Source organism: Virgisporangium aurantiacum (assembly GCF_016863635.1).
GTDB lineage: Bacteria > Actinomycetota > Actinomycetes > Mycobacteriales > Micromonosporaceae > Virgisporangium > Virgisporangium aurantiacum.
Map to the genome: position 1 here is coordinate 233,730 of NZ_BOPG01000045.1, position 24,548 is coordinate 258,277.

21 protein-coding genes are annotated in these 24,548 nt (G+C 72.3%); 9 read left to right on the forward strand and 12 right to left on the reverse strand.

Annotated features, from left to right (window positions below):
• Nucleotides 1-248: 248 nt before the first annotated feature.
• The 4 genes from Vau01_RS34255 to Vau01_RS34270 are packed head-to-tail and all read right to left on the reverse strand — an operon-like array spanning nucleotide 249 to nucleotide 4,181.
• Nucleotides 249-1,580 (reverse strand): LLM class flavin-dependent oxidoreductase, encoded by a 1,332-nt coding sequence (locus Vau01_RS34255; protein ID WP_204001417.1) that lies wholly within the window; start codon nucleotides 1,578-1,580, stop codon nucleotides 249-251.
• On the reverse strand, nucleotides 1,577-2,305 hold the full coding sequence (locus tag Vau01_RS34260) for an ABC transporter ATP-binding protein (protein WP_204001420.1): 729 nt from the start codon (nucleotides 2,303-2,305) through the stop codon (nucleotides 1,577-1,579). Before Vau01_RS34260 ends, Vau01_RS34255 begins: the two co-directional genes overlap by 4 nt.
• Nucleotides 2,281-3,120: an ABC transporter permease gene (locus Vau01_RS34265; protein WP_204001422.1), complete on the reverse strand. Its 840-nt coding sequence runs from the start codon at nucleotides 3,118-3,120 to the stop codon at nucleotides 2,281-2,283. The genes Vau01_RS34260 and Vau01_RS34265 overlap by 25 nt, the downstream gene beginning before the upstream one ends.
• Before the next feature lie 2 nt (nucleotides 3,121-3,122).
• Nucleotides 3,123-4,181: an ABC transporter substrate-binding protein gene (locus Vau01_RS34270; protein WP_204001439.1), complete on the reverse strand. Its 1,059-nt coding sequence runs from the start codon at nucleotides 4,179-4,181 to the stop codon at nucleotides 3,123-3,125.
• 390 nt (nucleotides 4,182-4,571) lie between these two features.
• Between Vau01_RS34270 and Vau01_RS34275 the strand changes: the two genes are divergently transcribed.
• On the forward strand, nucleotides 4,572-4,964 hold the full coding sequence (locus Vau01_RS34275; protein ID WP_204001441.1) for a PPOX class F420-dependent oxidoreductase: 393 nt from the start codon (nucleotides 4,572-4,574) through the stop codon (nucleotides 4,962-4,964).
• A gap of 22 nt (nucleotides 4,965-4,986) precedes the next feature.
• On the forward strand, nucleotides 4,987-5,817 hold the full coding sequence (locus Vau01_RS34280) for a TIGR03619 family F420-dependent LLM class oxidoreductase (protein ID WP_204001443.1): 831 nt from the start codon (nucleotides 4,987-4,989) through the stop codon (nucleotides 5,815-5,817).
• A 27-nt stretch (nucleotides 5,818-5,844) separates the two neighbouring features.
• Here the strand turns inward: Vau01_RS34280 and Vau01_RS34285 are convergent, their stop codons facing one another.
• The 3 genes from Vau01_RS34285 to Vau01_RS34295 are packed head-to-tail and all read right to left on the reverse strand — an operon-like array spanning nucleotide 5,845 to nucleotide 8,056.
• Nucleotides 5,845-6,804, reverse strand: a complete 960-nt coding sequence (locus tag Vau01_RS34285; protein WP_204001445.1) for an ABC-2 membrane transporter-related protein — start codon at nucleotides 6,802-6,804, stop codon at nucleotides 5,845-5,847.
• Entirely contained in the window at nucleotides 6,801-7,670 is an 870-nt protein-coding gene (locus tag Vau01_RS34290) for an ABC transporter ATP-binding protein (RefSeq protein ID WP_204001448.1), read from the reverse strand. The genes Vau01_RS34285 and Vau01_RS34290 overlap by 4 nt, the downstream gene beginning before the upstream one ends.
• Entirely contained in the window at nucleotides 7,667-8,056 is a 390-nt protein-coding gene (locus Vau01_RS34295) for a GntR family transcriptional regulator (RefSeq protein ID WP_204001451.1), read from the reverse strand. The genes Vau01_RS34290 and Vau01_RS34295 overlap by 4 nt, the downstream gene beginning before the upstream one ends.
• Nucleotides 8,057-8,184: 128 nt before the next feature.
• Between Vau01_RS34295 and Vau01_RS34300 the strand changes: the two genes are divergently transcribed.
• Nucleotides 8,185-9,363, forward strand: a complete 1,179-nt coding sequence (locus Vau01_RS34300; protein ID WP_373320340.1) for an IS701 family transposase — start codon at nucleotides 8,185-8,187, stop codon at nucleotides 9,361-9,363.
• A 181-nt stretch (nucleotides 9,364-9,544) separates the two neighbouring features.
• Here Vau01_RS34300 and Vau01_RS34305 read toward each other — a convergent pair whose 3' ends face one another.
• From Vau01_RS34305 to Vau01_RS34315, 3 genes are read right to left on the reverse strand one after another with little or no spacing between them, the layout of a single operon-like run.
• Entirely contained in the window at nucleotides 9,545-10,615 is a 1,071-nt protein-coding gene (locus tag Vau01_RS34305; RefSeq protein WP_204001454.1) for an ABC transporter permease, read from the reverse strand.
• Between the two features lie 45 nt (nucleotides 10,616-10,660).
• A complete protein-coding gene (locus Vau01_RS34310) occupies nucleotides 10,661-12,061 on the reverse strand; it encodes an FAD-dependent oxidoreductase (RefSeq protein WP_204001457.1) in 1,401 nt (466 codons plus the stop codon).
• Between the two features lie 49 nt (nucleotides 12,062-12,110).
• Entirely contained in the window at nucleotides 12,111-14,117 is a 2,007-nt protein-coding gene (locus Vau01_RS34315; protein WP_239152069.1) for an AAA family ATPase, read from the reverse strand.
• A 58-nt stretch (nucleotides 14,118-14,175) separates the two neighbouring features.
• On the opposite strand from Vau01_RS34315, the gene Vau01_RS64760 reads away from it, so the two are divergent.
• The 3 genes from Vau01_RS64760 to Vau01_RS34330 all read left to right on the forward strand — a co-directional run bounded on the left by Vau01_RS64760 (nucleotide 14,176) and on the right by Vau01_RS34330 (nucleotide 19,234).
• A complete protein-coding gene (locus Vau01_RS64760) occupies nucleotides 14,176-16,416 on the forward strand; it encodes an Hsp70 family protein (protein WP_204001462.1) in 2,241 nt (746 codons plus the stop codon).
• Between the two features lie 61 nt (nucleotides 16,417-16,477).
• Nucleotides 16,478-17,386, forward strand: coding sequence for an endonuclease/exonuclease/phosphatase family protein (locus Vau01_RS34325; RefSeq protein WP_239152070.1), 909 nt, complete (start codon nucleotides 16,478-16,480; stop codon nucleotides 17,384-17,386).
• Nucleotides 17,387-17,413: 27 nt separating this feature from the next.
• Nucleotides 17,414-19,234, forward strand: coding sequence for a WD40 repeat domain-containing protein (locus Vau01_RS34330; RefSeq protein WP_204001465.1), 1,821 nt, complete (start codon nucleotides 17,414-17,416; stop codon nucleotides 19,232-19,234).
• Here the strand turns inward: Vau01_RS34330 and Vau01_RS34335 are convergent.
• Nucleotides 19,231-19,896 (reverse strand): response regulator, encoded by a 666-nt coding sequence (locus Vau01_RS34335; protein WP_204001467.1) that lies wholly within the window; start codon nucleotides 19,894-19,896, stop codon nucleotides 19,231-19,233. The two genes, Vau01_RS34330 and Vau01_RS34335, sit on opposite strands and share 4 nt — an antisense overlap.
• Nucleotides 19,893-21,032 (reverse strand): sensor histidine kinase, encoded by a 1,140-nt coding sequence (locus Vau01_RS34340; RefSeq protein WP_204001470.1) that lies wholly within the window; start codon nucleotides 21,030-21,032, stop codon nucleotides 19,893-19,895. The genes Vau01_RS34335 and Vau01_RS34340 overlap by 4 nt, the downstream gene beginning before the upstream one ends.
• A 143-nt stretch (nucleotides 21,033-21,175) precedes the next feature.
• On the opposite strand from Vau01_RS34340, the gene Vau01_RS34345 reads away from it, so the two are divergent.
• Genes Vau01_RS34345 through Vau01_RS34355 form a run of 3 tightly spaced genes read left to right on the forward strand, consistent with a single transcriptional unit; the run spans nucleotide 21,176 to nucleotide 24,350 of the window.
• Entirely contained in the window at nucleotides 21,176-22,099 is a 924-nt protein-coding gene (locus Vau01_RS34345; RefSeq protein WP_204001483.1) for an ABC transporter ATP-binding protein, read from the forward strand.
• Nucleotides 22,096-23,589: a DUF1349 domain-containing protein gene (locus Vau01_RS34350; RefSeq protein WP_204001485.1), complete on the forward strand. Its 1,494-nt coding sequence runs from the start codon at nucleotides 22,096-22,098 to the stop codon at nucleotides 23,587-23,589. The genes Vau01_RS34345 and Vau01_RS34350 overlap by 4 nt, the downstream gene beginning before the upstream one ends.
• Nucleotides 23,586-24,350 (forward strand): ABC transporter permease, encoded by a 765-nt coding sequence (locus Vau01_RS34355; RefSeq protein WP_204001487.1) that lies wholly within the window; start codon nucleotides 23,586-23,588, stop codon nucleotides 24,348-24,350. Before Vau01_RS34350 ends, Vau01_RS34355 begins: the two co-directional genes overlap by 4 nt.
• Nucleotides 24,351-24,548: the final 198 nt, after the last annotated feature.

Consider the following 24,548-nt stretch of genomic DNA (forward strand, 5'->3'; position numbering starts at 1 on the left):
TGGGTCCACAGTGACCCAACGTCGCTGATCTTGCAGTTGTGCTCGCCAAAAAACGGGCGAATTCCGGCAAAAAGGCGGGCACAACTGCAAGATCGACAACCGAGGGCTGTCCTCCGGCGTCGATCTTGCGGTTGTGGTGCCTGGTTCGCCCGTATTTGCTGCTGTTTGTGGCCCACCATAACTGCAAGATCGACTCAGGGGGGCGGTCGCGACAACCACCACGTGAACAGCTGTTGCAACTCAGGACGCTATGCGGGTACCGGCGCGGCGTTGCGGTTCGCCGGTCGGGTGAGGCCGTAGTGGTCGCGCAGGGTCGTTCCCTCGTACCCGGTGCGGAACAGGCCGCGGTGTTGCAGGATCGGCACCACGTGGTCGACGAAGTCGGCCAGCCCGCGGGGGAGCACGGGCGGCATGATGTTGAACCCGTCGGCGGCGCCGTTGTCGAACCAGTGCTGGATGGCGTCCGCCACCTGCTCCGGCGTGCCGGCGAACGTGCGGTGCCCGCGGCCGCCGCCGAGCCGGCCGATGAGCTGGCGCACGGTGAGCCGTTCGCGCCGGGCGAGCGTCACGATGAGCGTGTACCGGCTCTTCGCGCCCTCGATCTCGTCCTCGTCGGGCAGGCCGTCCGGGAGTTCCCGGTCGAGGTCGAGGGCGTCGGGGGAGACGCGGAGCTGTTCGGCCAGTTGGCGCTTGGCGTACTCCGGTTTGATCAGCCGGTCCAGCTCCTCCTCCAGCGCCAGCGCCTCGCGTTCGGTGGCGGCGATCGCCGGCACGATCCCGGGCAGGATCTTCACCGTGTCGGGGTCGCGGCCCGCGGCACCGGCGCGGCGCTTGAGGTCGACGTAGAACGCCTGCGCGTCGGCGAGGGTCTGCTGGGCGGTGAACACCGCCTCGGCGTACCGCGCGGCGAACCCGCGTCCGTTCTCCGACGAGCCGGCCTGCACCAGCAACGGATGTCCCTGCGGCGAGCGGGGCAGGTTCAACGCGCCGGCGACCCGGAAGTGCGGGCCGATGTGTGCCGGCGGGTACAGCCGGTCGTCGTCTCCCCAGACTCCGGCGGCCTTGTCGGCGAGCACGGCGTCGTCGGCCCAGCTGTCCCACAGGCGCAGTGACACGTCGACGAACTCGGCCGCGCGGTCGTACCGGTCGCGGTGGCTCGGCAGGTGGGTGCGGTTGAAGTTCTGCGCCGCGTCGAGGCCCGCCGTGGTGACGATGTTCCAGCCGGCCCGCCCGCCGCTGATGTGGTCGAGCGAGGCGAACCGGCGGGCCAGGTTGTACGGCTCGTTGTAGGTCGTCGACGCGGTCGCGATCAGTCCTATGTGGTCGGTCGCGCCGGCCAGCGCGGTCAGCAGCACGGTCGGTTCCAGCGCGCCGGACGGCCGCCGCCCGATGTCGCCCCACAGCACGGGGCTGTCGGCCAGGAACAGCGAGTCGAGCTTCCCCCGTTCGGCGATCCGGGCCATGCGCTTCCAGTGCGCCACGTCGGTGCCGGCGTGTGGGTCGCTCTCCGGCAGCCGCCAGGACGCCTCGTGGTGGCCGTTCTCCATCAGGAACGCGTTGAGATGCAGTCTTCTGGTCATTCGTCGTCCACTCCAAGGGCGGTGAGCAACCGGGAGCGGTGCTCCAGGAACCGTGGGTCGCGGTGCGACCGTGGCTTGGGCAGGTCGATGGTGACGTCGACGGCGATCGCGCCCTTGTCGAGCACGACGACGCGGTCGGCCAGCACGATCGCCTCGTCGACGTCGTGCGTCACCAGCAGCACGGCGGGCCGGTGCCGTTCGCACAGCTCCCGCAGCAGCGCGTGCATCCGGATGCGGGTCAACGCATCGAGCGCGCCGAACGGCTCGTCGGCGAGCAGCAGCTGCGGTTCGCGGGCCAGCGACCGGGCCAGCGCCACCCGCTGCTGCTCGCCGCCCGACAGCTCCACCGGCCACGCCCGTTCGCGTCCGGCCAGGCCGACCTCGGCCAGCGCGGCGAGACCGCGGTCGCGCGCGGCCCGGCCGTCGAGCCCGATCAGCACGTTGCGCAACACCCGCTGCCACGGCAGCAGCCGCGAGTCCTGGAAGACCACGGACACGTTGCCGGGCACGGCGATCCCGCCCGATCCGGCGACATCCTTGTCGAGCCCGGCCAGCGCGCGCAGCAGCGTGCTCTTGCCCGATCCGCTGCGCCCGAGCAGGGCGACGAACTCGCCCGGTGCGATCTCCAGATCCAGGCCGTCGAGGACGACCGTCGGTCCGAAGCGGCGCACCAGCCCGGACACCCGGACGGCGGGCCGGGTCAGCTGCTCAACGTCCGTCGCCATGACAGCACCTTCCTTTCCAGAACACGCAGGAGCCCGTCGGAGGCGAAGCCGAACAGGCCGTACACCACCAGACCCACCAGGATCACCTCGGTCTGCGCGTAGTTCTGCGCCTGGAACATCAGGTAACCGATGCCGCTCGTGGCGTTGATCTGTTCGAGGACCACGAGCGACAGCCACGATCCGGTGACCGCCAGCCGCAGCCCGACGAAGACGCTCGGCAGCGCGCCGGGGAGCACGACCGTGCCGATGAACTGCCACCGTCGCAAGTGGACGGTCTCGGCCAGCTCCACGTACCGGCTGTCGATCCCGGTCAGCCCGGAGTACGTCTGGATGTACATGATGATGGCCACGACGATCGCGATGATGGCCACCTTGAACGTCTCGCCGATGCCGAGCCACAGGATCATCAACGGGATCAGGCCGAGCGTCGGCACCGAGCGCTGCACCTGCATCCAGCCGTCGACGACGGCCTCGCCCACCCGGTTCAACCCGGCGACGAGCGCCAGCGCGATTCCCGCCGCGGTGCCGATGGCGAATCCCAGCCCGGCCCGTTGCAGCGACACGGCCAGGCTGCTCTGCAGGGTGCCGCGTTCGATCAGGTCGACGGCGGACGTCCACACGGCACCGGGTGTCGGCAGGATGCGGGGGTCGAGCAGCCCGGCCGCCGACGCCGTCCACCACACCGCGAGGACCACGAGCGGGCCGAGCACGCGTCCGTAGGGGATGGACCGGCCGGGGCCGAGCCGGGACCGCTTCGGCGGCCCGACGTTCGTCGGCGCGACCGGCGCGATCTTCTTCAGGTCGACAATGGTCATCGCTACTCCCGGTATCCCGCGGGGGCGGCCTCGGAGGCGATCTTCTCGAACCGCCGGTCGAACAGGTCCGTCGCCTTGATCTTCGGCACGTATCCGCCGTCGGCCAGCAGGTCGGCGGTCTCCTGTTCCCAGGCGATCGCCTTGTCCCAACCGGTCGGGAAGACCGGCTTCGGTGACGCGGCCAGGATGCGTTGACCGTCGGTCGTGGTCACCTGCTGGTCCTTGACGAAGTAGACGTCGATGTAGGCGGACTGGTTCTCCCAGCCCCACACCGCGCCCTGCACCCAGAACGGGATGAAGCTGCGCACGGCGGCGGCCTTCTTCGGGTCGGCCAGCACCGCGCCCGGCGCCCACAGCACCGACAGGTAGTCGACCGCGTTGATGTCGACCGCCTTGGCGCCGTCGCGGCCGAACTGGCTGATGTACTTGGTGAGGCTCGGTTCGCCGAGCGGCGCGGCGTCGACCTGCTTGCTCTGCAACGCGGTGAAGAACTGGTTGCTGGTCAACGGGACCAGCGTCACGTCGCTGTTCTTCAGCCCGAGTTCCTTGATGGTGCGCAGCACCACGACGCCCTGCGCCTGGCCCTGCGAGAAGGCGATCTTCTTGCCCTTGATGTCGGCGAGCGAGTTGATTCCCGAACCGGGGATCGTCGCCAGCTTGTAGATCGGGATGGGGACGCTCTGCACCGCGACGATCTTCGCGTCGACGTTGATGGCGCGGGCCTGGATCGGCGGGATGCCCGCGTTGTTGGCGATGTCGATCGACTTGGCCCGGAAGCCCTGGATGATGTCGGGGCCGGCGCCCAGGTTGATCCACTCCTTGACCTGGAACGGAAGCTTGCCGATCAGGCCGGATCCCTCGAGTTGCTTCTGGGTCGTCCGGATCGAGATCGACAGCGCCGTCGCCGGGTCGACCTCGGTGGGCAGGGGAGCGTCGTTCTCGAGCCCGCCGGCGTCGGCCTCCGCGCAGGCGCCGAGCCCGATCGCCGCGGCGCCGAGGCCGAGCGAGGCGAGTAACGTGCGCCGGCGCAGGACCGGTGCGGGTGTCGATGGTCGGTACACAATGACTCCTGACGTACGTGGGCAGGCTGCGTCGGCGTGCCCGCGGCGACAGTGCTGCGGACACGCGACGGCATCGGCACGTGACGAATGAATGTCCTCAGTGGACGGAGAGATGACCGGTGACCGCGGGGGAGTGCGGCCGGTTCCTCAACAGGTGCAGCTACAGACCCGCTGGAAGTCGAGGAAGCGGCGCCGGATGAGGCGCTGGCTCCGATACATGGCGCTGAATCTACCGTCGGTGATCCGATCGGAACAGACAGGTATGACGCACGTCACCAATTAAACCTATAGGTTAGATAGGTAATGACCGGAACGCCGTAGTGCCGCGACGACCGCCGTCCGCCGTGCGAGGATGAGTCGTGGATCAGTACGTCAGAAAGGCAGCCGACCGTGTCCGTTGAAGTTCCCCAGAGTCACCTCGATCTTCTCGAGCGCCCGCTGTTCGCGCACCTGGCGACGGTCCGGCCCGACGGCTCGCCGCAGACCCAGGTGATGTGGTTCCGCTGGAGCGGCGACCGGGTCCAGATGACGCACACGAAGACCCGGCAGAAGTACCGCAACTTCCAGAAGGAGCCGCGCCTCGCCCTGTCGATCGCCGACCCCGACAACCCGTACCGGTTCCTGGAGATCCGCGGCGTCGTCGAGCGGATCGACGACGACGACGCGCAGGCGTCGTTCTACCAGGGGCTGCAGGAGCGGTACGGCAAGAGCTACCCGATCCCCGACGCCGCCGTCCGCGTGATCCTGAACATCCGGCCGGAGAAGTTCGTCGCGCACGGATGATCAGGGCGGCTATCGTCGCCGGATGAGATTCGGGTTGTACGGACTGCACCGCGACCGCAACGTCGACCCCGGCGTCCTGGCCCGCCGGGCCACCCTGGCCGAAGACGCCGGCTTCGAGTCGATCTGGGTGGGTGACCACATCGCCCTCCCGATCGGCGAGGGCAACCCGCCCCGGCTGGAGGCCGTCACCGCGCTGACCTACCTGTCGGCGGTCACCAGCCGGGTACGCCTCGGCGCCGGCCTGGTGGTCCTTCCGCAGCGCCAGCCGGTGCTGCTGGCCAAGCAGCTCACCTCGCTCGACGTGCTGTCCGGTGGCCGGCTGACGGTCGCGGTCGGCGCCGGGTACGTCGAGCCGGAACTGAACGCGATGGGTGTGCAACTGGCCGAGCGCGGTGCCCGCACCGACGAGTACCTGGCCGTGATGCGCGCGCTGTGGGCCGCCGAGACGTCGTACACCGGTCGCTTCGTCTCCTACGAAGGCGTCGCGCAGTACCCGTCGCCGGTCCAGCGTCCGCACCCGCCGATCGTGATCGGTGGCCACTCGGCCGCCGCGTTCCGCCGGGCCGTCCGGCACGGGAACGGTTGGTACGGCTGGGGTCTGAGCGTCGACGAGACCCGGGAGACGCTGCGCGCGCTGAACGAGACCGCCGGCCGCGAGGAGCGGCCCGCCGGCCTCGGCGAGCTGGAGATCAGCATGACGCCGCCCACCCCGCCCGACCTCGACACCGCCCGCCGGTACGCCGACGCGGGGGTGCACCGCCTCATCATCGAGCTGGAGGGGCTCGACGACGACAAGGTCGACGGCCTGATCGCCTCCGTCGGTGAGACACTCGTCGGGCAGGTGTCCACATAGGACGCCAGGACACCGGGACGCGGGACGCTAGGACGCCCGGCGTCTGATCCGCAGCACCACCAGCGTCAGCAGGATCGCGGCCAGCCCGGCGTAGAAGACCGTCTCGACGAGCTGGAACGTCCAGAACCGTTCGATGGGCTGGTAGACGACCCACTTCCGGTACCCGTGGTCGTGGAGGTAGAGGGTGGGATCGGTGGCACCCTCGCGCGCCTTCCCCTCGACGATGACGGCGGCGAGCCCGTCGATCCGCCTGCCGCTCGCGTCGACGAAGCCCTCGTTCAGGATCATGTCGCGGTTGTTGCCCGTGCCCTGGACGACGTCGCCGGAGCCGGGCGCGATCGCGTCGACGCGGGTGACCGGGAACAGGTGCGGCCGGATCCACCCCGCGACGGTGAAGCGCACGGCGACGAACACGACGAACGCCGTCGCGGCCGCCGGCAGGCTGCGCCCGAGCAGCCCGCCGGCGGCGGTGCCCACCGCGAAGGCGAACAGCGCGTAGGCCACGGGCGCGACGCCGGTCAGGTCGAACCCGGTGATGTCGAACCCGCCCAGCAGGTCCAGCGGCTGCCGGTACCAGCCGACCACAGTGGACAGTCCCGCGGCGAGCCCGGCGGTCAACGCGCCGAGCGCCGCGATCTTGGCGATCAGCCACCGGGTGCGGGGAATCGCCTGTGTCCACGCGAGCTGCCACGTACCGGACTCCAGTTCGCGGGCCAGCAGCGGCGCGCCGAGGAAACCGCCGATCGCGAACGGCGCGAAGTTGAGCAGGATCAGCAGGGTGGTGCTGTAGCCGAAGTCCTGTTGCAGACGGCTGAGCGCGGCCCGGCAGGACTGGTCGGCCGCGTGCGTCGAGCAGAATTCCGTGCCGCGCGGGAACAGGTCGTGCATCGGCTGGCCGAGCACGAGCAGGCAGGCGGCGATGACCGCGACGAAGGCGCCGAGGGCGAGGGCCTCCGCGCGGTGCTGCCGCCAGATCAGCCACGTCACGCCGCCACCTCCAGATCTTCGGGACGGCGCAGGTAGGCCAGGATCAGCTCCTCCAGCCCGACGGAACTGGCCTGCCAGCCGGGCAGGAGCGGGGCCTCCATGTCGCGCACCAGCAGGGTGGTGTGCCGGTCGCTGTGCGTCGCCTGGATGACGGACGCCGACCTCCGCGCGTCCGCGTCGACCCGCGGGCCCACCAGGACGCGGTGTTCGGCCCGCAGCGCCTCGATCTCACCGGCGACGGCGACCCGCCCGTGGTTGAGCACGACGAGGTGGTCGCAGACGAGTTCGAGTTCGTGGACGGCGTGCGACGAGAACAGCACGGTGAGGTCGCCGTCGGCGACCGCGCCCATGAGCATCTGCTGGAACTCGTGCCGTGCCAACGGATCCAGGCTGGCGAGCGGCTCGTCGAGCACCAGCAGGTCGGGTCGTTTCGCCAACGCCAGCGCCAGCGCGACCTGGGACTGCTGCCCGCCGGACAGCGCGCCGGCCCGGCGGTCCAGCGGGATGCCGAGGTGCGTCAGGCGCTTCGCCGCGAGGTCATGGTCGAAGCGGACGTTGGACGAGCGGCCGAAGCGCAGCAGGTCGGCGACCGTGAAGTGGCGGTACAGCGGGTGGTCCTGGGCGAGGAAACCGATCCGGCTGAGTGCCCGCACGCTGTTGGTCGTCGGTGACTCGCCGAACACCTCGACCGACCCCGACGTCGGGGTCAGCAGCCCGACCGACAACCGCAGCAGCGTCGTCTTTCCGGCGCCGTTCGGGCCGACCAGCGCGGTCACCGAACCGGCCGGCAGGTCCAGGGTGCAGTCGCGCAGGGCCCAGGACCGGCGGTAGCGCTTGGTGAGTTCCGTGGTGCGCAGGGCCGTCATGCCGTCTTCCTCAGTTGAACGTGGACGGTGGACATGAGCGCCTCGACCGCCTGCTCGTCGAGCCCCGCGGCGTACGCGCGGCGCAGCCACGTCTCCAGGCCGCGACGCAGCGAGGTGTAGGTCGCCGGAGACATGACGCCCGGCGGCACGTCGTTGACGAACGTGCCGTGCCCCGGCCGGCCGGTGACGAGGTCCTCCTGCTCCAGCTGCCGGTACGCCTTGGCGACCGTGTTCGGGTTGATGGCCAGCGCCTCGACGACCTCACGGATCAGCGGCAGCCGGTCACCGGGTCGCAGGAAGCCCAGCAGCACCGCCTGCCGCACCTGCTGAACCAGCTGCAGGTACGGCGGCACCCCGGAATCCGGTTCGAGCCGGAAATGAAACATCGCCCGCCCTCTCGCTTTACTAGTCGCGTAGTAAAGCAGTAAAGCGAGGAACCGTCAAAGGCGGGCCCGGCTAGTACTGCTACGGCGGTTCGCTACTTCGGCCGGGGTCGGGTCGTTGGCTGGGTGTGGTGACGGTTGAGCAGGTTCGGTTGTGGGATGAGCGGTTCGAGGAGTTCTTTCTCGGGTTCTCGCATCGGTTCCGGCGGGTGGAGACGCGGTGGCAGGCGCGGAAGTACCTGCGCGGGTTGATGGCCCCGTTGGAGCGGCGTAACGGCTGGACCCTGGCCGAGCAGGCCGGCGACGGCACTCCGGATTCGATGCAGGCGTTGTTGTGCAGTCCGTGTTTCGACCGGGACGCGGTCCGCGATGATGTGCGGGCGCAGGTCGTGGAGGCGATCGGGGATCCGGCTGGGGTGCTGGTCGGTGACGAGACCGGGTTCGTCAAGAAGGGCAAGGGCTCGGCCGGGGTTCAGCGGCAGTACACCGGGACGACTGGGAAGATCGACAATTGTCAGATCGGGGTTTTCCTGGCCTACCACACCCCGACCGGGCGGGCGCTGATCGACCGTGAGTTGTACCTGCCCCAGTCCTGGATCGGCGACCCGGACCGCTGCCGGCGTGCGCACGTGCCCGAGCAGGTCGGCTTCGCCACCAAGCCGCAGCAGGCGCAGACCATGCTGGCCCGCGCGATCGAGGCGGGGGTGCCGTTCGCGTGGTTCACCGCCGACGAGGCCTACGGGCAGAACCGGCAGCTACGGGAGTGGTGCGAGCAGCAGGACGTCGCGTATGTGATGGCCACCCGCACCGACCACGAGGTGCCCTCCGGCCTGCACACGTCGACCCGCGTCGACCAGCTCATCGCCAAGGTCAGACCCGGGGCGTGGCGACGGATGTCCTGCGGCGACGGCGCGCACGGCCCCCGCGTCTACGACTGGGTGTCCACCCCAATCCGGACACCAGCGACAGCACCGTTCCCGCACCGGCGGCGCGGCTGGGTCCTGGCCCGTCGCAACATCACCACCGGCGAACTGGCCTACTACGTGTGTTTCGGGCCGCGCGGCACCCGGCTACGCACCCTCGCGCGGACCGCAGGTGCGCGGTGGGCGGTCGAAGAGTCGTTCCAGACCGCGAAGAACGAGGTCGGCCTCGACCAGTACCAGGCCCGCCGCTACGACGCCTGGTACGCCCACATCACCCTGGCCATGGCCGCCGCCGCGTTCCTGACCGTCATCCGCGCCACCGAAGCCGCAAATGAAGCCGCAAATGAAGCCGCAAAGGGGGCACCAGCGGCAACACAGACAGCCTGACCCCGTTGACCGCCAACGAAATCAGACGCCTATTCGCCACGCTGATCCTGACCATCCGGCACACCATCGACCACATCCTGGCCTGGTCGGACTTCCGCCGACTCTGCTGCCGACGAGCCCGCCACTCCCACTACCGCAAACGACTCGAACGCCTCGAAAGATACGAACCGCCGTAGCAGTACTAGGGCAGGTCGGCGAGGCTGTTGCGGTGGTGGGCGCCGGCCACGGCGTTCACGATGCCGAGAACGAGCGCGCCGGCGATGGCGTACAGGGCGAGCGTCAGCACCGGCGTCCCCAGTGGCGCGTCCGGGAAGTACAGGACGCGGCGCAGCAGCGTGGCGCCCGCGCCCGGCGGCAGCGCCTGCCCGAAATCACGCCAGGCGGCGGGCATCATCGGCAGGGCGGTGGCGGCGCCGCTGATCGGGGCGCCGAGCAGGAAGTAGAGCACGCCGCCGACGGCGGCTCCGGCGCTGCCGATCAGCGAGACGACGGCGCTGATCGACGCGGTCACGGCCAGGTTGACGAGTGCCAGGCTGAGCGCCAGTTCGGCGTAGTGCAGATGGTCGCCGACGCCGAACGCCCGGGCCAGCGTGGCGATGGTCGCTCCGGCGCACAGGGCATAGAGGACCAGGAACAGCACCGGAAGTTCGCCGCGTGCCCAGTTGGCGCGGTACCGGGGAACGAGCCGACCCAGTCCCACGGCACCGATCGTGCCGACGAGGATGACCACCTGCAGCAGCACGGCGAGACCGCCTCCGGCGGAGTCGCCGGCCGGCAACGGCGTGATCTCGGTGACCCTCGGTGCGGTCGAGCCGGCCGTGGCCGACGTGACCAGAGCGGTCAGCGCGGCGGCGACCTGCGGCGACGCGGCGGTGGACTTGAGCAGCTCGACGCCGCCGGCACCGACGACCAGGGCCCCGTAGACGTCGAGGCGTCTGATGCCGGTGACGGCCGCGTCGCGGTCGTCGTAGGAGACGAGCGTGAGCGCGTCGCCGGCCTTCTCCGACAGGGCCTCGCGCGCACCGGCGGCGCCGACAGTGTTGTCGACATAGCCGAGTGGCACGTGGTGCGGTGCGGGCGCGTGGGAGATGCTCAGCAGCGCGGAGCCGAGCAGCGTCGCGATGACGACGCCCAGCCCGGCCACCACGACCGCCCGCACCCAGAAGTGCCGCTCGCGGCGGCGTTCCGCGGCGGGCGGAAGGTCGGTGGCGGAGGTGGCATCCAGCTCGACGTCCTGGGACAACGTGCCCATGCCCCGACGCTGGCAGAGGAACGTTGCAATCGAGCCGATTCGCGATCAACCCACGGCGGCGAGCAGTTCCCGACGGTCCGGTCCCGGCAGCGGGTAGCGCGGGGCCCGCATGCCCAGTTCGACGATCCGGTCGAGCATGCCCGGCTCGGCGTACAGGTCGGCCGGCGTGGTGAGCAGCGACGCGAGCGACTGGTACCCGCGGGCGATCGCCGGATCGGCGAGGCTGGCCGCGAACGTCGCCTTGCTGATCGCCCACCGCTCGTCGTCGGTGTGGTAGCCGACCCCGGCGATGTCGGCGTCGATCTCCGCGAGCCGGTGCCGGTCGTACCAGACGGTCATCCGGTGCAGCGGCTCCACCAGCGCGGTGGTCTGCTCGTCGACGCGGCGCGCCAGCTTGTCGTGGTCCTGCGGGTCCACCTCGCGGAGAACGTCGCGCAGCACCCGGGCGTGCAGCAGGCCGATCGACGTGCCGCGGCCCAGCGTCGGGTTGGTGCACGCCCAGGCGTCACCGACGGCCACCACGCCGGTCGCGACCGGTTCACCGTCCACGGCGAGGCGCCGGTACCGGTCCTCGATGCCCGCCATGACCTCGACGCCGGAGATCGGCTCACCGTCGCGCCAGTGCGCCGCCAGCGGGTACCGCGCCAGGGCGGCGTCGAACGCGTGCGGGTCGCGCAGGGCGCGCAGTGCCGCGTCGCGCTTGCTGGTGGCCAGCACCACGCTCCACGTCCCGTTGTCGGCCGGCAGCGTCAGGACGGTCAGCGAGTCGTGGTGCTGGGCCACGTACATCCGAGGCTCGGGTGGCGCACCGCGGAAGTGCCGGCCGTAGTACACGAAGCCGGACTCCTCGCGCTCCTCGACGGGTCGGCGGGCGCCCACCGCGTCGAGCCACGCGCCGAGTGCGCTGCGCCGGCCGCCGCAGTCGACCACGAGGTCGCCGCGGACCGCCCGGCCGCCCTCGACCAGGACACCGGTGACGTGCGGCGGGCCGGACCGCTGATCCGGGTCGGACCACAGGCCGGTCACCGTGACACCGCGCCGGATCGTGACGCCCGGCGTGCGGGCGGCGACCGTGGCCAGCACCGCCTCCAGCACCGGTCGCCGCGCCGTCACCGTGTCGAACCGGCCGTCGTCCGGACGCAGCGGGCCGCGCAGCGCCTCGGGCAGCATCGCGAGCGTGTTCGTCGACAGCGCGCCGGCCGCCCGCAGTTCGGCCGGTACGTCCGGGAGGTCCGCCGCGATCTGCGCGTACCAGCGGGGCAGCATGAAGTGCGCCAGCCGGAACTGGTTGACCCCGCGCCGCTCCCAGCTGTCCCACGCCCGCGCCGGGGGAGGCGGCCCGGCCGGGTCGCGTTCCAGCACCGTGATCTCGTGCCCGTCGCGGGCGAGCAGCATGGCGGTGGACAGCCCACCGACACCCGCGCCGAGGATGATGATTCCTGCCATACCCGGAGGATCGGCGACCGCACTGCTCACTTTCCAGGTCACCTGGTGCTCAATCGCCGCCCGGCAGGCCGATCTGCTTGATCTCGACGGCCCACAGCAGCTCGGTCAGCTGGTCGACGGCGCGACCGAGATGGCGCCGGTAGGTGCTGAACGGCAGGCCCAGCACCTCCGCGGCGGCCTCCTGGGTCGGTGCGGCGCGGACGAACGTGCGGTCCAGAACCCGGCTCAGCGGCTCGCCCCGGGGTTCGTCCCGGAGCCGGTCGATGGCGGTCGTGATCGCGGAGCGCAGGTCCCCGGCGTCGCCCGCGATCCCCGACGACGCCAGCGGGTTGGTGGCGAGCCGGTCCGGGCGGCGCAGGTCCGTCAGCGCGGCCCGGACCGCGGCGGCGAAGGCGGCCCGGTCGAGGGCGGGCGGGCGCAGCAGCGACGCCGGTGGCGGGCCGGTGCCGCCCGAGTGTTCCCGCTCGTTCATCAGTTCCAGCCAGACGTCGACGGGCAGCCGGCGCCAGTCGGTGCCGTACCCGACGTGTGCGCGGCCGTCGACCTCGACCTCCACGAGGCGGGCGAACCCCAGGTAGTCGAAGACGGGTCCCCAGTACTCGTCGTCGATGACGACGACGAACGACCAGGCCAGCGGACGGCTCACCCAGTCGACCAGCGAGGCCACCGGTCCGACCAGGTTGGCGTACAGGTCGCGCTGGTGCTCGACCCGCCCGCCGAGGAACCGCGCGACGCTGACCCGTTCGCCGGGGCGGGCCGGCCCCGCCCGGGCGACGTGTGCGAGCACCGCCCGCACGACCGGGTCGCGCTCCTCCAGCGCGGAGCCGGTGGGCAGCAGCACGATGAAGCCGTAGCCGCCGACGCCCGCGTCGGTGCGCACCACGCTGAGCGCGTCCGGCTGCTCGGCGAGCCACGCCGCGGCGAGTTCCGCGCACACCGGCCCCTCGTACCGGTCCACCAGCGCCAGGACCTCGTCGTGCTCGTCCGGCCGGGCCGTCACCACCGCGGTCGAACCGCGCGTGCGCAGCGCGTCGATGGCGGCCGTGAACGGTGCCCGGCGGTGCAGGTAGAGCAGGTGCTGGGCGCGGAGCGGGCGGTCGGCGCCGGCCGCGGTGCGCAGGCCGGTGACCGCGTGGTCGTGGACGAGGCGGTGCAGGGCCCGGTACCGCTCGGGTGAGCGCCGGTCGAACTCGGCGTCGAGCACGTCGCGGGCGAGGTCGTGCGGCGACAGCCCGTGCGGACCGCTGACGATGAACGGTCGCCGTTCGAGCCAGGCCCACACGGCGGGTGCCTCGGCGCCGACCACGTCGCGGAGCAGGTCCTCGGTCGTCACCCACGCCTTGGCGCAGGCCGCGAGGCCGGTGACGTGCGCCGGCGTCGGCGCGCCGGACAGCAGCGGGTCGAGCAGCACGGACACGAGCGTCGGCACGTCGGCGAGGCTCCCGGGTACGACTCCGGCGCGGGCCGCGTCGGCCAGCAGCGCGATCGCCAGCGGATGCCCGCGGCCCAGCGCGGTCAGGTGCGCCCGGTCCGGGACGCCGACGCCGGCCCGGGCCAGCAGGTCGTCGCTCTCGTCCGGGCCGAACGGATCCAGCTCGTGCACGGCCAGGACGTGGCGCCATCCCGCGTCGACCCGCCAGGCCGCGGCCGGCGGGTCGCGACCCGCCAGCACCACGATCGCGGTGACGCCGAGCGCGGGAAGGAACTCGCCGCGGATCCAGCCGTCGATCGGCGCCAGGTGCTCGTAGCCGTCGACCAGGAGGACGCCCTCGGCCGGCAGGCCCGCCCCCCGCCCGACGGCGTCCCGGAAACCCGACGGGGACGCGTCGATCTCCCGACCGTCGATCAGCGTCGCGGTGCGTCCGGCGGCGCGGGCGCGGGCGCCGAGCTCCTGCAGCAGCGTGGTCTTGCCGATGCCACCGGGCCCGTGCACGAACAGGACGCGCTGCGGCGACCGGCCCGCTACCGCCTCGTCGAAGCACGCCACCTCGCGCCGGCGCCCGACGAAGTTGCGGTGCCGTTCGCTGTCCAGTAGCTCGCCCAGCCGTCCCGCCACGCCCGGATGGTACGCCCGGCGAGGCAACGCCACAGTCGTTCTTCCGTAGAGTGTCGGGATGGCGGTCGATGGCTTCACGGTCGGCATCGACTTCGGTACCTCCACCACGGTCGCCGTGCTGGCCCGCGCCGGCGGTGCGGCCCGGCCGCTGGTGTTCGACGGCTCGGAACTGCTGCCGTCGGCGGTCTGCGTCGGGCCGGACGGGACGCTGCTGGTCGGCCGCGACGCGTTGCACGCCGCCCGATCGCATCCGGGCCGGTTCGAGCCGAACCCCAAGCGCAGCGTCGACGACGGTTCCCTCCTGCTCGGCGGCACCGAGATCGCCGTCGGCGACGTGTTCGCGGCGGTGCTCGCCCGGGTCGTCGACGAGGCCGGACGGGTGGCCGGCGAGCCGGTCCGCGCGGCGCGGCTGACCTGTCCGGCGGGGTGGGGGCCCCGGCGCCGGCAGTTGTTGACGACGGCCGCGAACGCCGCCGGGTTGGCGTCGGTGCAACTGGTCGCCGAGCCGGTGGCGGCGGCGTCGTACTTCGTCGACGTCCTCGACGGCCGGCTGCCGACGGGTTTCTGCGCGGTGGTCTACGACTTCGGTGCGGGCACGTTCGACGCGTCCGTGGTGCGTCGCACCGTCGACGGCTTCGACGTGCTCGCCGACCGTGGCCTGCCGGACGCCGGCGGCCTGGACATCGACGCGGCGGTGGTCGCGCACCTCGGCACCGTCTATGCCGCCCGCGATCCGGAGCGGTGGGCGCGCCTCATCCGGCCGGTGGACGGCGAGGACCGCCGCGCGTCCCAGCAACTGTGGACCGACGTGCGCGGCGCCAAGGAGATGCTGTCGCGGGCGTCGTCGACGTTCGTCCACGTGCCGCTGTTCGGCGAGGACGCGCCGCTCGGGCGGGCCGAACTGGAGACGCTGTCCCGTCCGGTGCTGGACCGCACCGTCGAGGCCACCCGGTCGGTGGTGCGCGATGCCGGCGTCGGCACGGAGGCGGTCGCGGGGGTGTTCCTCGTCGGTGGCTCGTCGCGCATGCCGTTGGCGGCGACGCTGTTGCACCGGGCGCTGGGGCTGGCGCCGACGGTCATCGAGCGTCCCGAACTCGTGGTCGCCGAGGGCGGCGTCCGTGCCCCGGAGTCGGCTGTGCTCGTCACCCAAATGCCGGAGCCCGGGCCGCGACCGGCGCCCGAGCCGCAACCGGCGGTCGAACCGCAACCGGAGCCCGAACCGCAACCGGTCCGAAAGCCCGGCCCGGCACCGGATCCGCCCGCCGACCCGGACGCGCCGCGGAACGGCCGGTTGGGCCCGGCCTTCGCGGCGCTCGCTGTGCTGGTGCTGGTGCTGGTCGCGGTCGTCGTGGCGCTGCAGGACGATGGCGCGGATCCGTCGTCGGTGAATCCCACGGCGACCTCCGGTTCCCCGACGCAGCCCGCGAAGCCGGTCCGGCTAGCCGCGCTCGCCGGTGCCGTCGGGCCGGCGGTGTTCGCCCCGGACGGTCGCACGCTCGCCACGGCCGGACCGAACCTCGGCGTGCTCCTGTGGGATCTGGCCGACGCGGCGAATCCCCGGCGGGTCGCGGTCATCGCGCCGGAGGTGGCGTCGGTGAACACGATGGTGTTCACTCCCGACGGCAACACGCTCGTCATCGCCGGGCAGGGCACGGAGGGGCGGGTGTACAACGTCGCCGACCGGGCCCGTCCGGTGCGGGTCGCCGCGCTCAGCGGTTACGCGCAGGGCCTGTACGACATCGCGCTGAGCCCCGACGGGCGGACGCTGGCCACCGGGACGCTCCGCGCGGTCGCGTTGTGGGATCTGGCCGACCCGGCCCGTCCCGTGCGGATCGCCACGCTGTCCGGGCACGCCGGCGCGGTCGGCGCGGTCGCGTTCAGCGCCGACGGCACGGCGATGTTCACCGGTAGCGACGACGCCACGATCCGGTGGACCATGTCCGATCGGCGCCAGCCCGTTCCGGCGGGCAGCCTGCCCGGGTCGTCGTCCATCGCGATCTGTCCCGACGGCGGGCTGCTCGCGACCGCCGATCGCGCGCGCACCGGGACGCTCTGGAACCTGGGCGCGCCCACGCCGGCCAGGGTCGACTCGTTCGACGCCACGGGTGTCGTGTTCGCGCCGACCGGCCGGACGCTCGCGGACGTCTACAGTTCCGCCGTCTTCGTCTGGGCCGTCGCCGCCGACGGCTCGCGCGTTCTGAGCGCGCGGTTCGACGGCGACTCGGTCGCGTTCGGCCCCGACAGCCGCACGATCGCCGTCGGCGGCGACGGGGAAACGGTGCTCTGGCGGCTCCCGTAGTTGAGCATCGAGACATGTCTATGGTCGAATACAGGTTCCGTCCACGGGGGAGGGATCCGCCTTGCGTATCAGAATCGTGCTCGTCGCCGTCCTCGCACTGTTCGCCGGAGTGCTGCCGGCGGCGCCGGTCGCGGCCGCCTCCGCGGCGGCCGAGAACGTCACCACGACCGTCTGGCAGTGGAACGTCAGCGGGTGGGTGATCCACCGCAACTCGACCACCGACGGCCTCATCCCGGCGCTCACCGCGTCCATCCGCAACCGCAACGCCACGTTCGTCGCGCTCAACGAGATCTGCTGGGACCAGTACAAGGCGGTGCAGGCCGACCTGGCCGCCAGCGGCTGGCCGGACACCTCGAACTTCTCCCGCTTCGAGGCCCAGCTCGACACCGTCTGCAACGGCGACCCGTTCGGGCTCGCCATCTTCAGCAAGGCGCCCCTCGGCACGGCCGACCGGTTCACGCTCACCGCCGAACCCCGCGACAACGGCGAGCTGCGCAAGCTGCTGTGCGCGCCGGTGACCGGCAAGCGGCTGCGCCTGTGCACCACCCACCTGACCCCGTACGGCATGGTGAACACGCAGCTGAACGAGGTCCGCGCGCGGGTCGAGGCGTTCGAGGACGCCGGTGACACCGTCATCCTCACCGGCGACTTCAACACCGAGCCGAGCTACGACCGGCTCAACTCCTGGTACGCGGCGAGCGCGAACACGACGATCAACCCGGGCAACTGGGGCCGGCACCGCGAACTCGACGACACCGACCCGGTCTGCCTCGGCTACGGCGAGGGCACGACCAACCGCACCGACAACGGGGCGTGCGGCCTCGGCTCGAAGATCGACCTCATTTTCGTTCCGGAGAACCGGATCGTCGGGTCGTACTTCGGCGACTCGCTCACCATCTCCACCGCCTGCGGCAAGCCGTGTTCGGACCACCGCATCGTCTACGGCACGGTGACGCTCGCGGTCGGCTGACAGATCACGGTTGGTACCCTCGCCCCGGTGCGCAGCTATGGTTCGCCGGCCTACCGGCTCCGCGACGACTACCACCACCTCGCTGTCGGCTCCGACGGCCGCACCGTCTTCGCGGTCGGCCGTCCCGATCGGCGCGCAACGGTGCTGCAGAGCGTCGAGGTCGCCACCGGGAAGGTCATCGAGGGCGACGAGGTCGCCACGTTCACGGTGGCGGGTGACCGCGTCGTCGCGGTGCCCACGGCCGCACGGGCGTCCCTGACGGTGGCCGGTGCCGACCTCTCCGTCGAGCGCACCGTCCCGCTCGACGCCCCGGTGCGGTGCCTGGCCGCCGGTGGGCCGGTGGTCGTCGTGGCCGGCGACGGTCCGCCCACGGTGGCCGTCGTCGACCCGGTCACCGGATCGGTCCGCAGCGGTCCGCTGCCCGCGTCACCCATGTGCGTCGCGGTGAGCGACGACGGAACCGTGGCCGCCATCGGGACGGGCACCGAACGCAGCGGATCGGTGCTGATCGTCGACACCGCGACCGCGACGGTCACGGCGACGCTGAAGGGCCCCCGGGCACCGGTGCGTTCGGTCCGGGTGTCGGGGCGCGGGCTGGTGGTCGCGGCGGCCGGGCCGCGTGTGTTCGGCTGGACGCTCGGCGTACCGAAGCCGGTCACCCTGCTCGCCGCGAAGAACCCGGCGTCCGTCGTCGGTTTCACCACCGGCGGCCTGCTCATCGCCCAGGTGAGCGAGAAGACCCTGCACGCGATCGACCCGTCCACCGGGGCCGAGGTCTGGAAGGTCGACCAGTACAACACCGCGCGGGTCCACGGGGACCGGGTCGTCTCGCTGCACTTCCACACGCTGCGCGATCTCGACGCCGCGACCGGCGCGGTCCGCCACTCGTGGACCTCGCGCACCTTCACCCGCGGCCTGGCGGTCGGGCCTGACGTCGTCGCGGCCACGGCGGCGACCGGCCGGGTGGCCGTTCTGCGGGACGGCGAGCCGTGGCCGGAGGACCCCGGTGGCCACGGGGCGCCGGTGATCGCGGTCGCCTTCGCCGGGGAACGCTTCGCCACCAGTGGCAAGGATGTCCGGGTGTGCGTCTGGGAACGGGGGTCGTCCACCCCGGTGTTCACCGCCGAGCCGTCGACCAAACAGACCGAGAGCGAGGCGGTGCACCTCGACGATGACGCGGTCTGGACGGCGTTCGGCACCCGGCTGCAGCGGTATCCCCTCGACGGCGGGCCGCCCGCGACGACCGGTTTCCTCAAGGACCGGGTGACCGTCATCCGACCGCTGCCGGGGACCGGCCTCGTGCTCGCGGCCGCACAGGCGAGACGGCGTTCGTACGGCGAGCTGTACCTCTTCGACGCCACGACCCTCACGCCCGTGCACAGCGAGCGCATGGACCGCACCTTCCGCGCGGCGGACCTGCGCGACGACGGCCTGGTCGAGTTGCGGGGCGACGCGCACCGGCTGGTCTTCGACCCGGCCACGAGGTCGGTGGTGCACCAGCAGGCCGCCCGGGGCTGGCCCTTCAAGCCCACCCAGTTCCTGCTTCCCGGCGGCACCCTGCTGGTGGAGACGGAGTACCAGGGTCGGATCCACGCGATCGACACCGGCCGCAACGCGGAACTGTACGGGGTCGTGGAGACCGAGACGATCAGCGGCACGGGCGCGCTGTCGGACGCCGGCCGGCTGGCGACCGTCCACACCGATGCGATCCGGCTCTGGGACGCGTACACCGGCGAGCCCGCCGGAACGGTGCCGCTACCGGAGGGCGTGCGGCAGGTCTGGTTCCTGCCCGACGGCAAGACGCTGCTCGCCACCCTCGCCGACGGACGACTGCTGGAACTCGACTAACGATCGCCGGGGACGATCAGGCCGGACTCGTAGGCGATGACGACGGCCTGGGTGCGGTCGCGCAGGCCGAGCTTGGCCAGCACCCGGCTGACGTGTGACTTGACGGTCTCCTCGCCGACGACGAGCCGGGCGGCGATCTCGGTGTTCGACAGACCCTCGGCGATCAGCCGCAGCACCTCGGTCTCCCGCGCCGTCAACGCCCGCAGCGCGGCGTCCGGCTCGCGGCGGCGCACCCGCAGGCGGGCGAACTCGGCGACGAGCCGGCGGGTCACGGTCGGTGCCAGCAACGCGTCGCCGGCCGCGACGACGCGGACGGCGTCGAAGAGGCGTTCGGCCGTGGCGTCCTTGAGCAGGAACCCGCTCGCGCCCGCTTCGAGCGCGTCGTACACGTGGGCGTCGAGGTCGAACGTCGTCAGGATCAGGACCCGCGGCACCGGCCCGCCGGGTTCGGCCAGGATGCGGCGGGTCGCGGCGATGCCGTCCATGCCGGGCATGCGGACGTCCATCAGGACGACGTCGGGGCGCACCTGCCGGCACAGCCGGACCGCCTCCTCGCCGTCGCAGGCGGAGCCGACGACCGCGAAGTCGGGCTGGGTGGCGAGCAGGACCTCGAACGCGGCACGCACGACGTCCTGGTCGTCGACCACCACGATCCGCGTCATGCGTTCACGCTCTTCGTCGGCAGGACGGCCTCGACGAGGAAGCCGGCGCCCGGACCAGGGCCGGCCGTCACCTTCCCGCCGACCATCGCGGCCCGCTCCCGCATCCCGGCCAGGCCGTGCCCCGCCGCGTGCCCCGCCGCGTCGTCCGCCACCGGCGGCCCCGGGCCGTTGTCGAAGACGCGGACGCGCACCTCGCCGTCGCCGAAGCGCAGTTCCACGTCGACGGCCGCGCCGGGGGCGTGCCGCCGCGCGTTCGTGAGCGCCTCCTGCACGATGCGGTACGCCGTCAACTCGATCCCGTGGTCGAGCGGTTCGACCGGGCCGCTGACGATGAGCCGCACGCCGCCCGTTCCGGCGTCGCGCACCTCGTCGAGGAGCGCGTACAGCTGGCGCAGGCCGGGTTGCGGGTGGCGCTCGACGGGCTCGGTGTCCACGTCCTCCCGCAGCACGCCCATCAGGCGGCGCATCTCCGTCAGCGCGGTCCGGGCCGTGTCGCCGATCGCCGTGAGCCGGCGCGCGCCCTCGGGCGGCATCCCGGGGGTGGCCAGCCGGGCCGCGTCGGCCTGCAACGCGATCATCGTGATGTGGTGGGCCACGACGTCGTGCAGTTCCCGGGCGATGCGGGCGCGTTCGCCGCGGGCGGCGTACTCCAGCAGCGTGGCGGCGGCGGACCGTTCGGTGGCGCGCTGCCGGCGTCGCTCCTCCCGCCGTCGCACGGCCGCGCCGCCGGCGGCCGCCGCCGCGGTAACGCCGACGAGAACCAGGGCGAGCGGACGCGCATCCGGCGTGCCGGTCGACCAGGGCTGCACCGCGAACGCGGCGAACGGCAGCGGCAACGGGGCGACCGTCCGCAGTGGACGGTTGCGCCCGGCGACCGCGAAAAGCGTGGCGAGCGCGGCGATTCCGGCCACCGTGAGCGGAAACGAGGCCGACAGCCCGAACATGCACGCGGCCGTCGAGAGGAGCACGGCGGCCACCGGCCAGAGGCGGCTCAGGGCCAGCGGGGCGACCACCGCGACCGCGATCACCGCGGCGACCGTCGTGGACGGCTGCTGCCCGTCGCCCCGCGCGACCGACTCGGCGGCGGCGGCCACGCCGAGGAGCGTCGTCGCCGCGCCGACCCCGGATACCGTCACGGAACCATTGTGTCGGTCGCGCGTGCCGCCGTCGTCCCACCTGTCCGGGAAGCGTTCTCCCCCGTACGGGGGAGAGGGGCCGCCGGCGAAGACCCCACCGCGCGTGACGCGCCGGCCGGCCCGGCGCGCCTAACCTGCCTGGCATGGAACCCTCCATCGAGGTACGCGCACTGCGCAAACGCTTCCGCAGCACCGTCGCCGTGGACGGACTGTCGTTCACCGTCCGGCCCGGCGAGGTGACCGGCTTCGTCGGCCCCAACGGCGCCGGCAAGTCGACGACCATGCGGCTGATCCTGGGCCTTGACTCGCCCGACGAGGGTGCCGCGCTGGTCGGCGGGAAGCCGTACCGGTCCCTGCGGGCGCCGCTGACCCACGTCGGTGCGCTGCTGGACGCGTCGGCGCTGCACCCCGCGCGGAAGGCCCGCGACCACCTGCTGTGGCTGGCCCACAGCAACGGGATCCCGAAGCGCCGCGTCGACGAGGTGCTCGACCAGGTCGGCCTGGCCTCCGCGGCCCGCCGCCGCGCGGGCGGCTTCTCGCTCGGAATGCAGCAGCGGTTGGGGATCGCGGCGGCGATGCTCGGTGACCCGCCGGTGCTGATGTTCGACGAACCGGTCAACGGGCTCGACCCGGACGGCATCGTCTGGATCCGGGAACTGCTCAGGTCGCTGGCCGCGGAGGGTCGGGTCGTCCTCGTCTCCAGCCATCTCATGGGCGAACTGGAGGACACGGCCGACCACGTCATCGTCGTCGGCCGGGGTCGGCTCGTCGCCGACACGAGCGTCGCGCGGCTGCTGGCCGCGGCGTCGAAGGAGAGCGTCGAGGTGGTCACCGCGCAACGCGCCGACGCGACGAGCGTCCTCGCCAACGCCGGCGCGACGGTGACCGTCGCCGGCGTCGACACCGTGACGGTCGACGGGTTGCCCGGCGACCGCGTCGCGGCACTGCTGACCGAGGCCGCGGTTCCGTTCTCGGAGTTGCGGCGGCACCGGGCCACGTTGGAAGAGGCGTACATGGACCTGACGCGGGGCGCCATCGAGTTCGCACCCGAGGGGACCGCCCGATGAGAGAGTCCTTCCCCGGGCTGCTGCGGGCCGAGTGGACCAAGTTGCGCTCGGTGGGCCGGTGGGTCGCCACGCTGCTGGGGGCGGCCGTGCTGACCACCGGGCTCAGCCTGCTCGCCGCGTCCGCGAGCAAGACCGACATGAACGTGCACCCCAACTTCGTCGTCGGGCCGCACGGCGACCCGGTCACCGACAGCTTCTACTTCGTGCACCAGCCGGTCACCGGGAACACGACGCTCACGGTGCGGGTCGCGTCGCTCGTCCCGCCCCGGGTCCGCGAGCGGGTGAACGTGGACGGCAACGGGATGACCCTGCTCGACAACCCCGACCCGTTCGCCGGCGCGGCCGCCGGAATCATGATCAAGGACGGCACGCGGTCCGGATCGTCCTACGCCGCCGTGCTGCTCACCGGCGCCGACGGCGTGCGGATGCAGTCCGATTTCGCCTCCGACGTTCCGGGCAGCACCAGCCGGGGCACCCGGTGGCTCAGGCTGGTGCGCACCGGGAACACGATCACCGGTTACGAGTCGGCCGACGGCGTCGCCTGGCGCAGGATCGGGACCGCGACGCCGGAGAACCTTCCCGCAACCGCCGAGATCGGTTTCTACGTCTCGTCGACGCCCGCGGTCTACACCTCGCGCGGCGGCGGCGTCTCATCCGTCGGCGAGCGCCCGACCACCGCCTCGGCCACGTTCGACAGCATCACTCTCGACGGGGCCGCGGAGTGGGCCGGTGAGCAGATCGGCGGCCTCGAAACCCCGAAGGGTGAAGCGCGGGGCGGCGAACACGCGGAGGCCGGCGGCGGTTTCGCCGTGACGGGCACCGGTCAGGTCGGCCCGAAGCCGCCGGACGACGACATCGTGGAGATCGCGCTCATCGGGGTCATCGCCGGTCTCATGGCACTGATCTGCGTCGGCGTCCTGTTCGCGACGTCGGAGTACCGCCGGGGAATGATCCGGGCGACGTTCGCGGCGACGCCCCGCCGCGGGCGGGTTCTCGCCGCGAAGGCGCTGGTGCTCGGGGCGTCGGCGTACGTCGTGAGCGTCGTCGGCGTCATCGCGGCCTTGCTGCTGGCGTTGCCGACGTTGCGCGACAACGGCTTCGCGCCGCCCGCCTTCCCGCAACCGTCCCTCGTGGACGGTCCCGTGCTGCGGGCGGTGCTGCTGAGCGCCGGGTTCATGGCCCTGGTGGCCGTCTTCGGCATGGCCGTCGGGATGTTGCTGCGCCGCAGCGCCATCGCGATCACGCTGACGGTCGTCCTCGTGCTGCTGCCGGTCGTCCTCGGCACGGTGCTGCCCGGAACCGCGCCGCGGTGGCTGATGTACACGACGCTGGCCGGTGGCCTGGCCACACAGCGGGCCAAGCCGCCGACCATCACGCTGGTCGAGCCGTGGTCGATGATCGGACCCGGGCCGGGCATCGCGGTGGTGGTGGCCTATGCCGGGCTCGCGCTCGGGCTGGCGTGGTGGCGCCTGCGGCGGGCGGACGCGTGAGGGTCCTGCACTCGGAGTGGACGAAGCTGCGGACGTTGCCGAGCACGGGATGGCTGCTGCTGGGAGCCGTCGTCGCCACGGTGGCCGTCGGGTTCGCCATTACCGCGTCGCTCGACTACTCGCGCTGCGACGCGCCGTGCGTCACCGATCCGGGCAAACTGAGCCTGGCCGGCGTGCGCCTCGGGCAGGTCGCGGTCGTCATCCTCGCCGTGCTGGGCGTGACGGCCGAGTACGCCACCCGCACGATCCAGCCGACGCTGGCCGCCGTCCCGCGCCGCACGTCCGTGGTGGTCGGCAAACTGGTCACGCTGGTCGCCCTCGCCGTCCTGGCCGGGGCGACCGCCGCGGCCGGCTCGGTCGCGGCGGCCCGGTCGGCCCTGCCGCACACCGGGTTTCCGCAGCTGTCCCTGTCCGACCATCTCCTGCAACGGGCCGCGCTGGGCACCGCCCTCTATCTGGGACTGGTCGCGGCGCTGGGGGTGGGGCTGGGGCTACTGTTGCGCGATACGGCCGGTGCGGTGATCGTGGCGCTGGCCATGCTCTACGGGACGTCGGTGGTGGCGGGGCTCGTCTCCGACCCGCGCTGGCAGCATCGGCTGCACCGGTTCTCGCCGATGGACGCCGGCCTGGCCATCCAGGCCACCCGGAACGTCGCCGCCGAACACATCGGGCCGTGGGCGGGAATCGGGGTGCTGTCCGCGTACGCCGGTGCGGTCGTCATCGCCGGACTCGTGACCTTCCACGTCCGCGACGCCCGCTGAGCGTTGTCGTCCGCTGCGCCGATTGTCATGGGCGGCCCCACCCCCGCGCGCCGGAGGGAGTCCGCGCGGGGGTGGGGCGTCGAGGTACTGCTGGGTCAGGCGGTGTTCGGTCAGGCGGTGCGCCAGTCGAAGCCGGATTCGACCACGATGCGGTCGGCGTTGGTGCGGATGGTGTGGGCGTGGTTGTTGGCGTGGTGT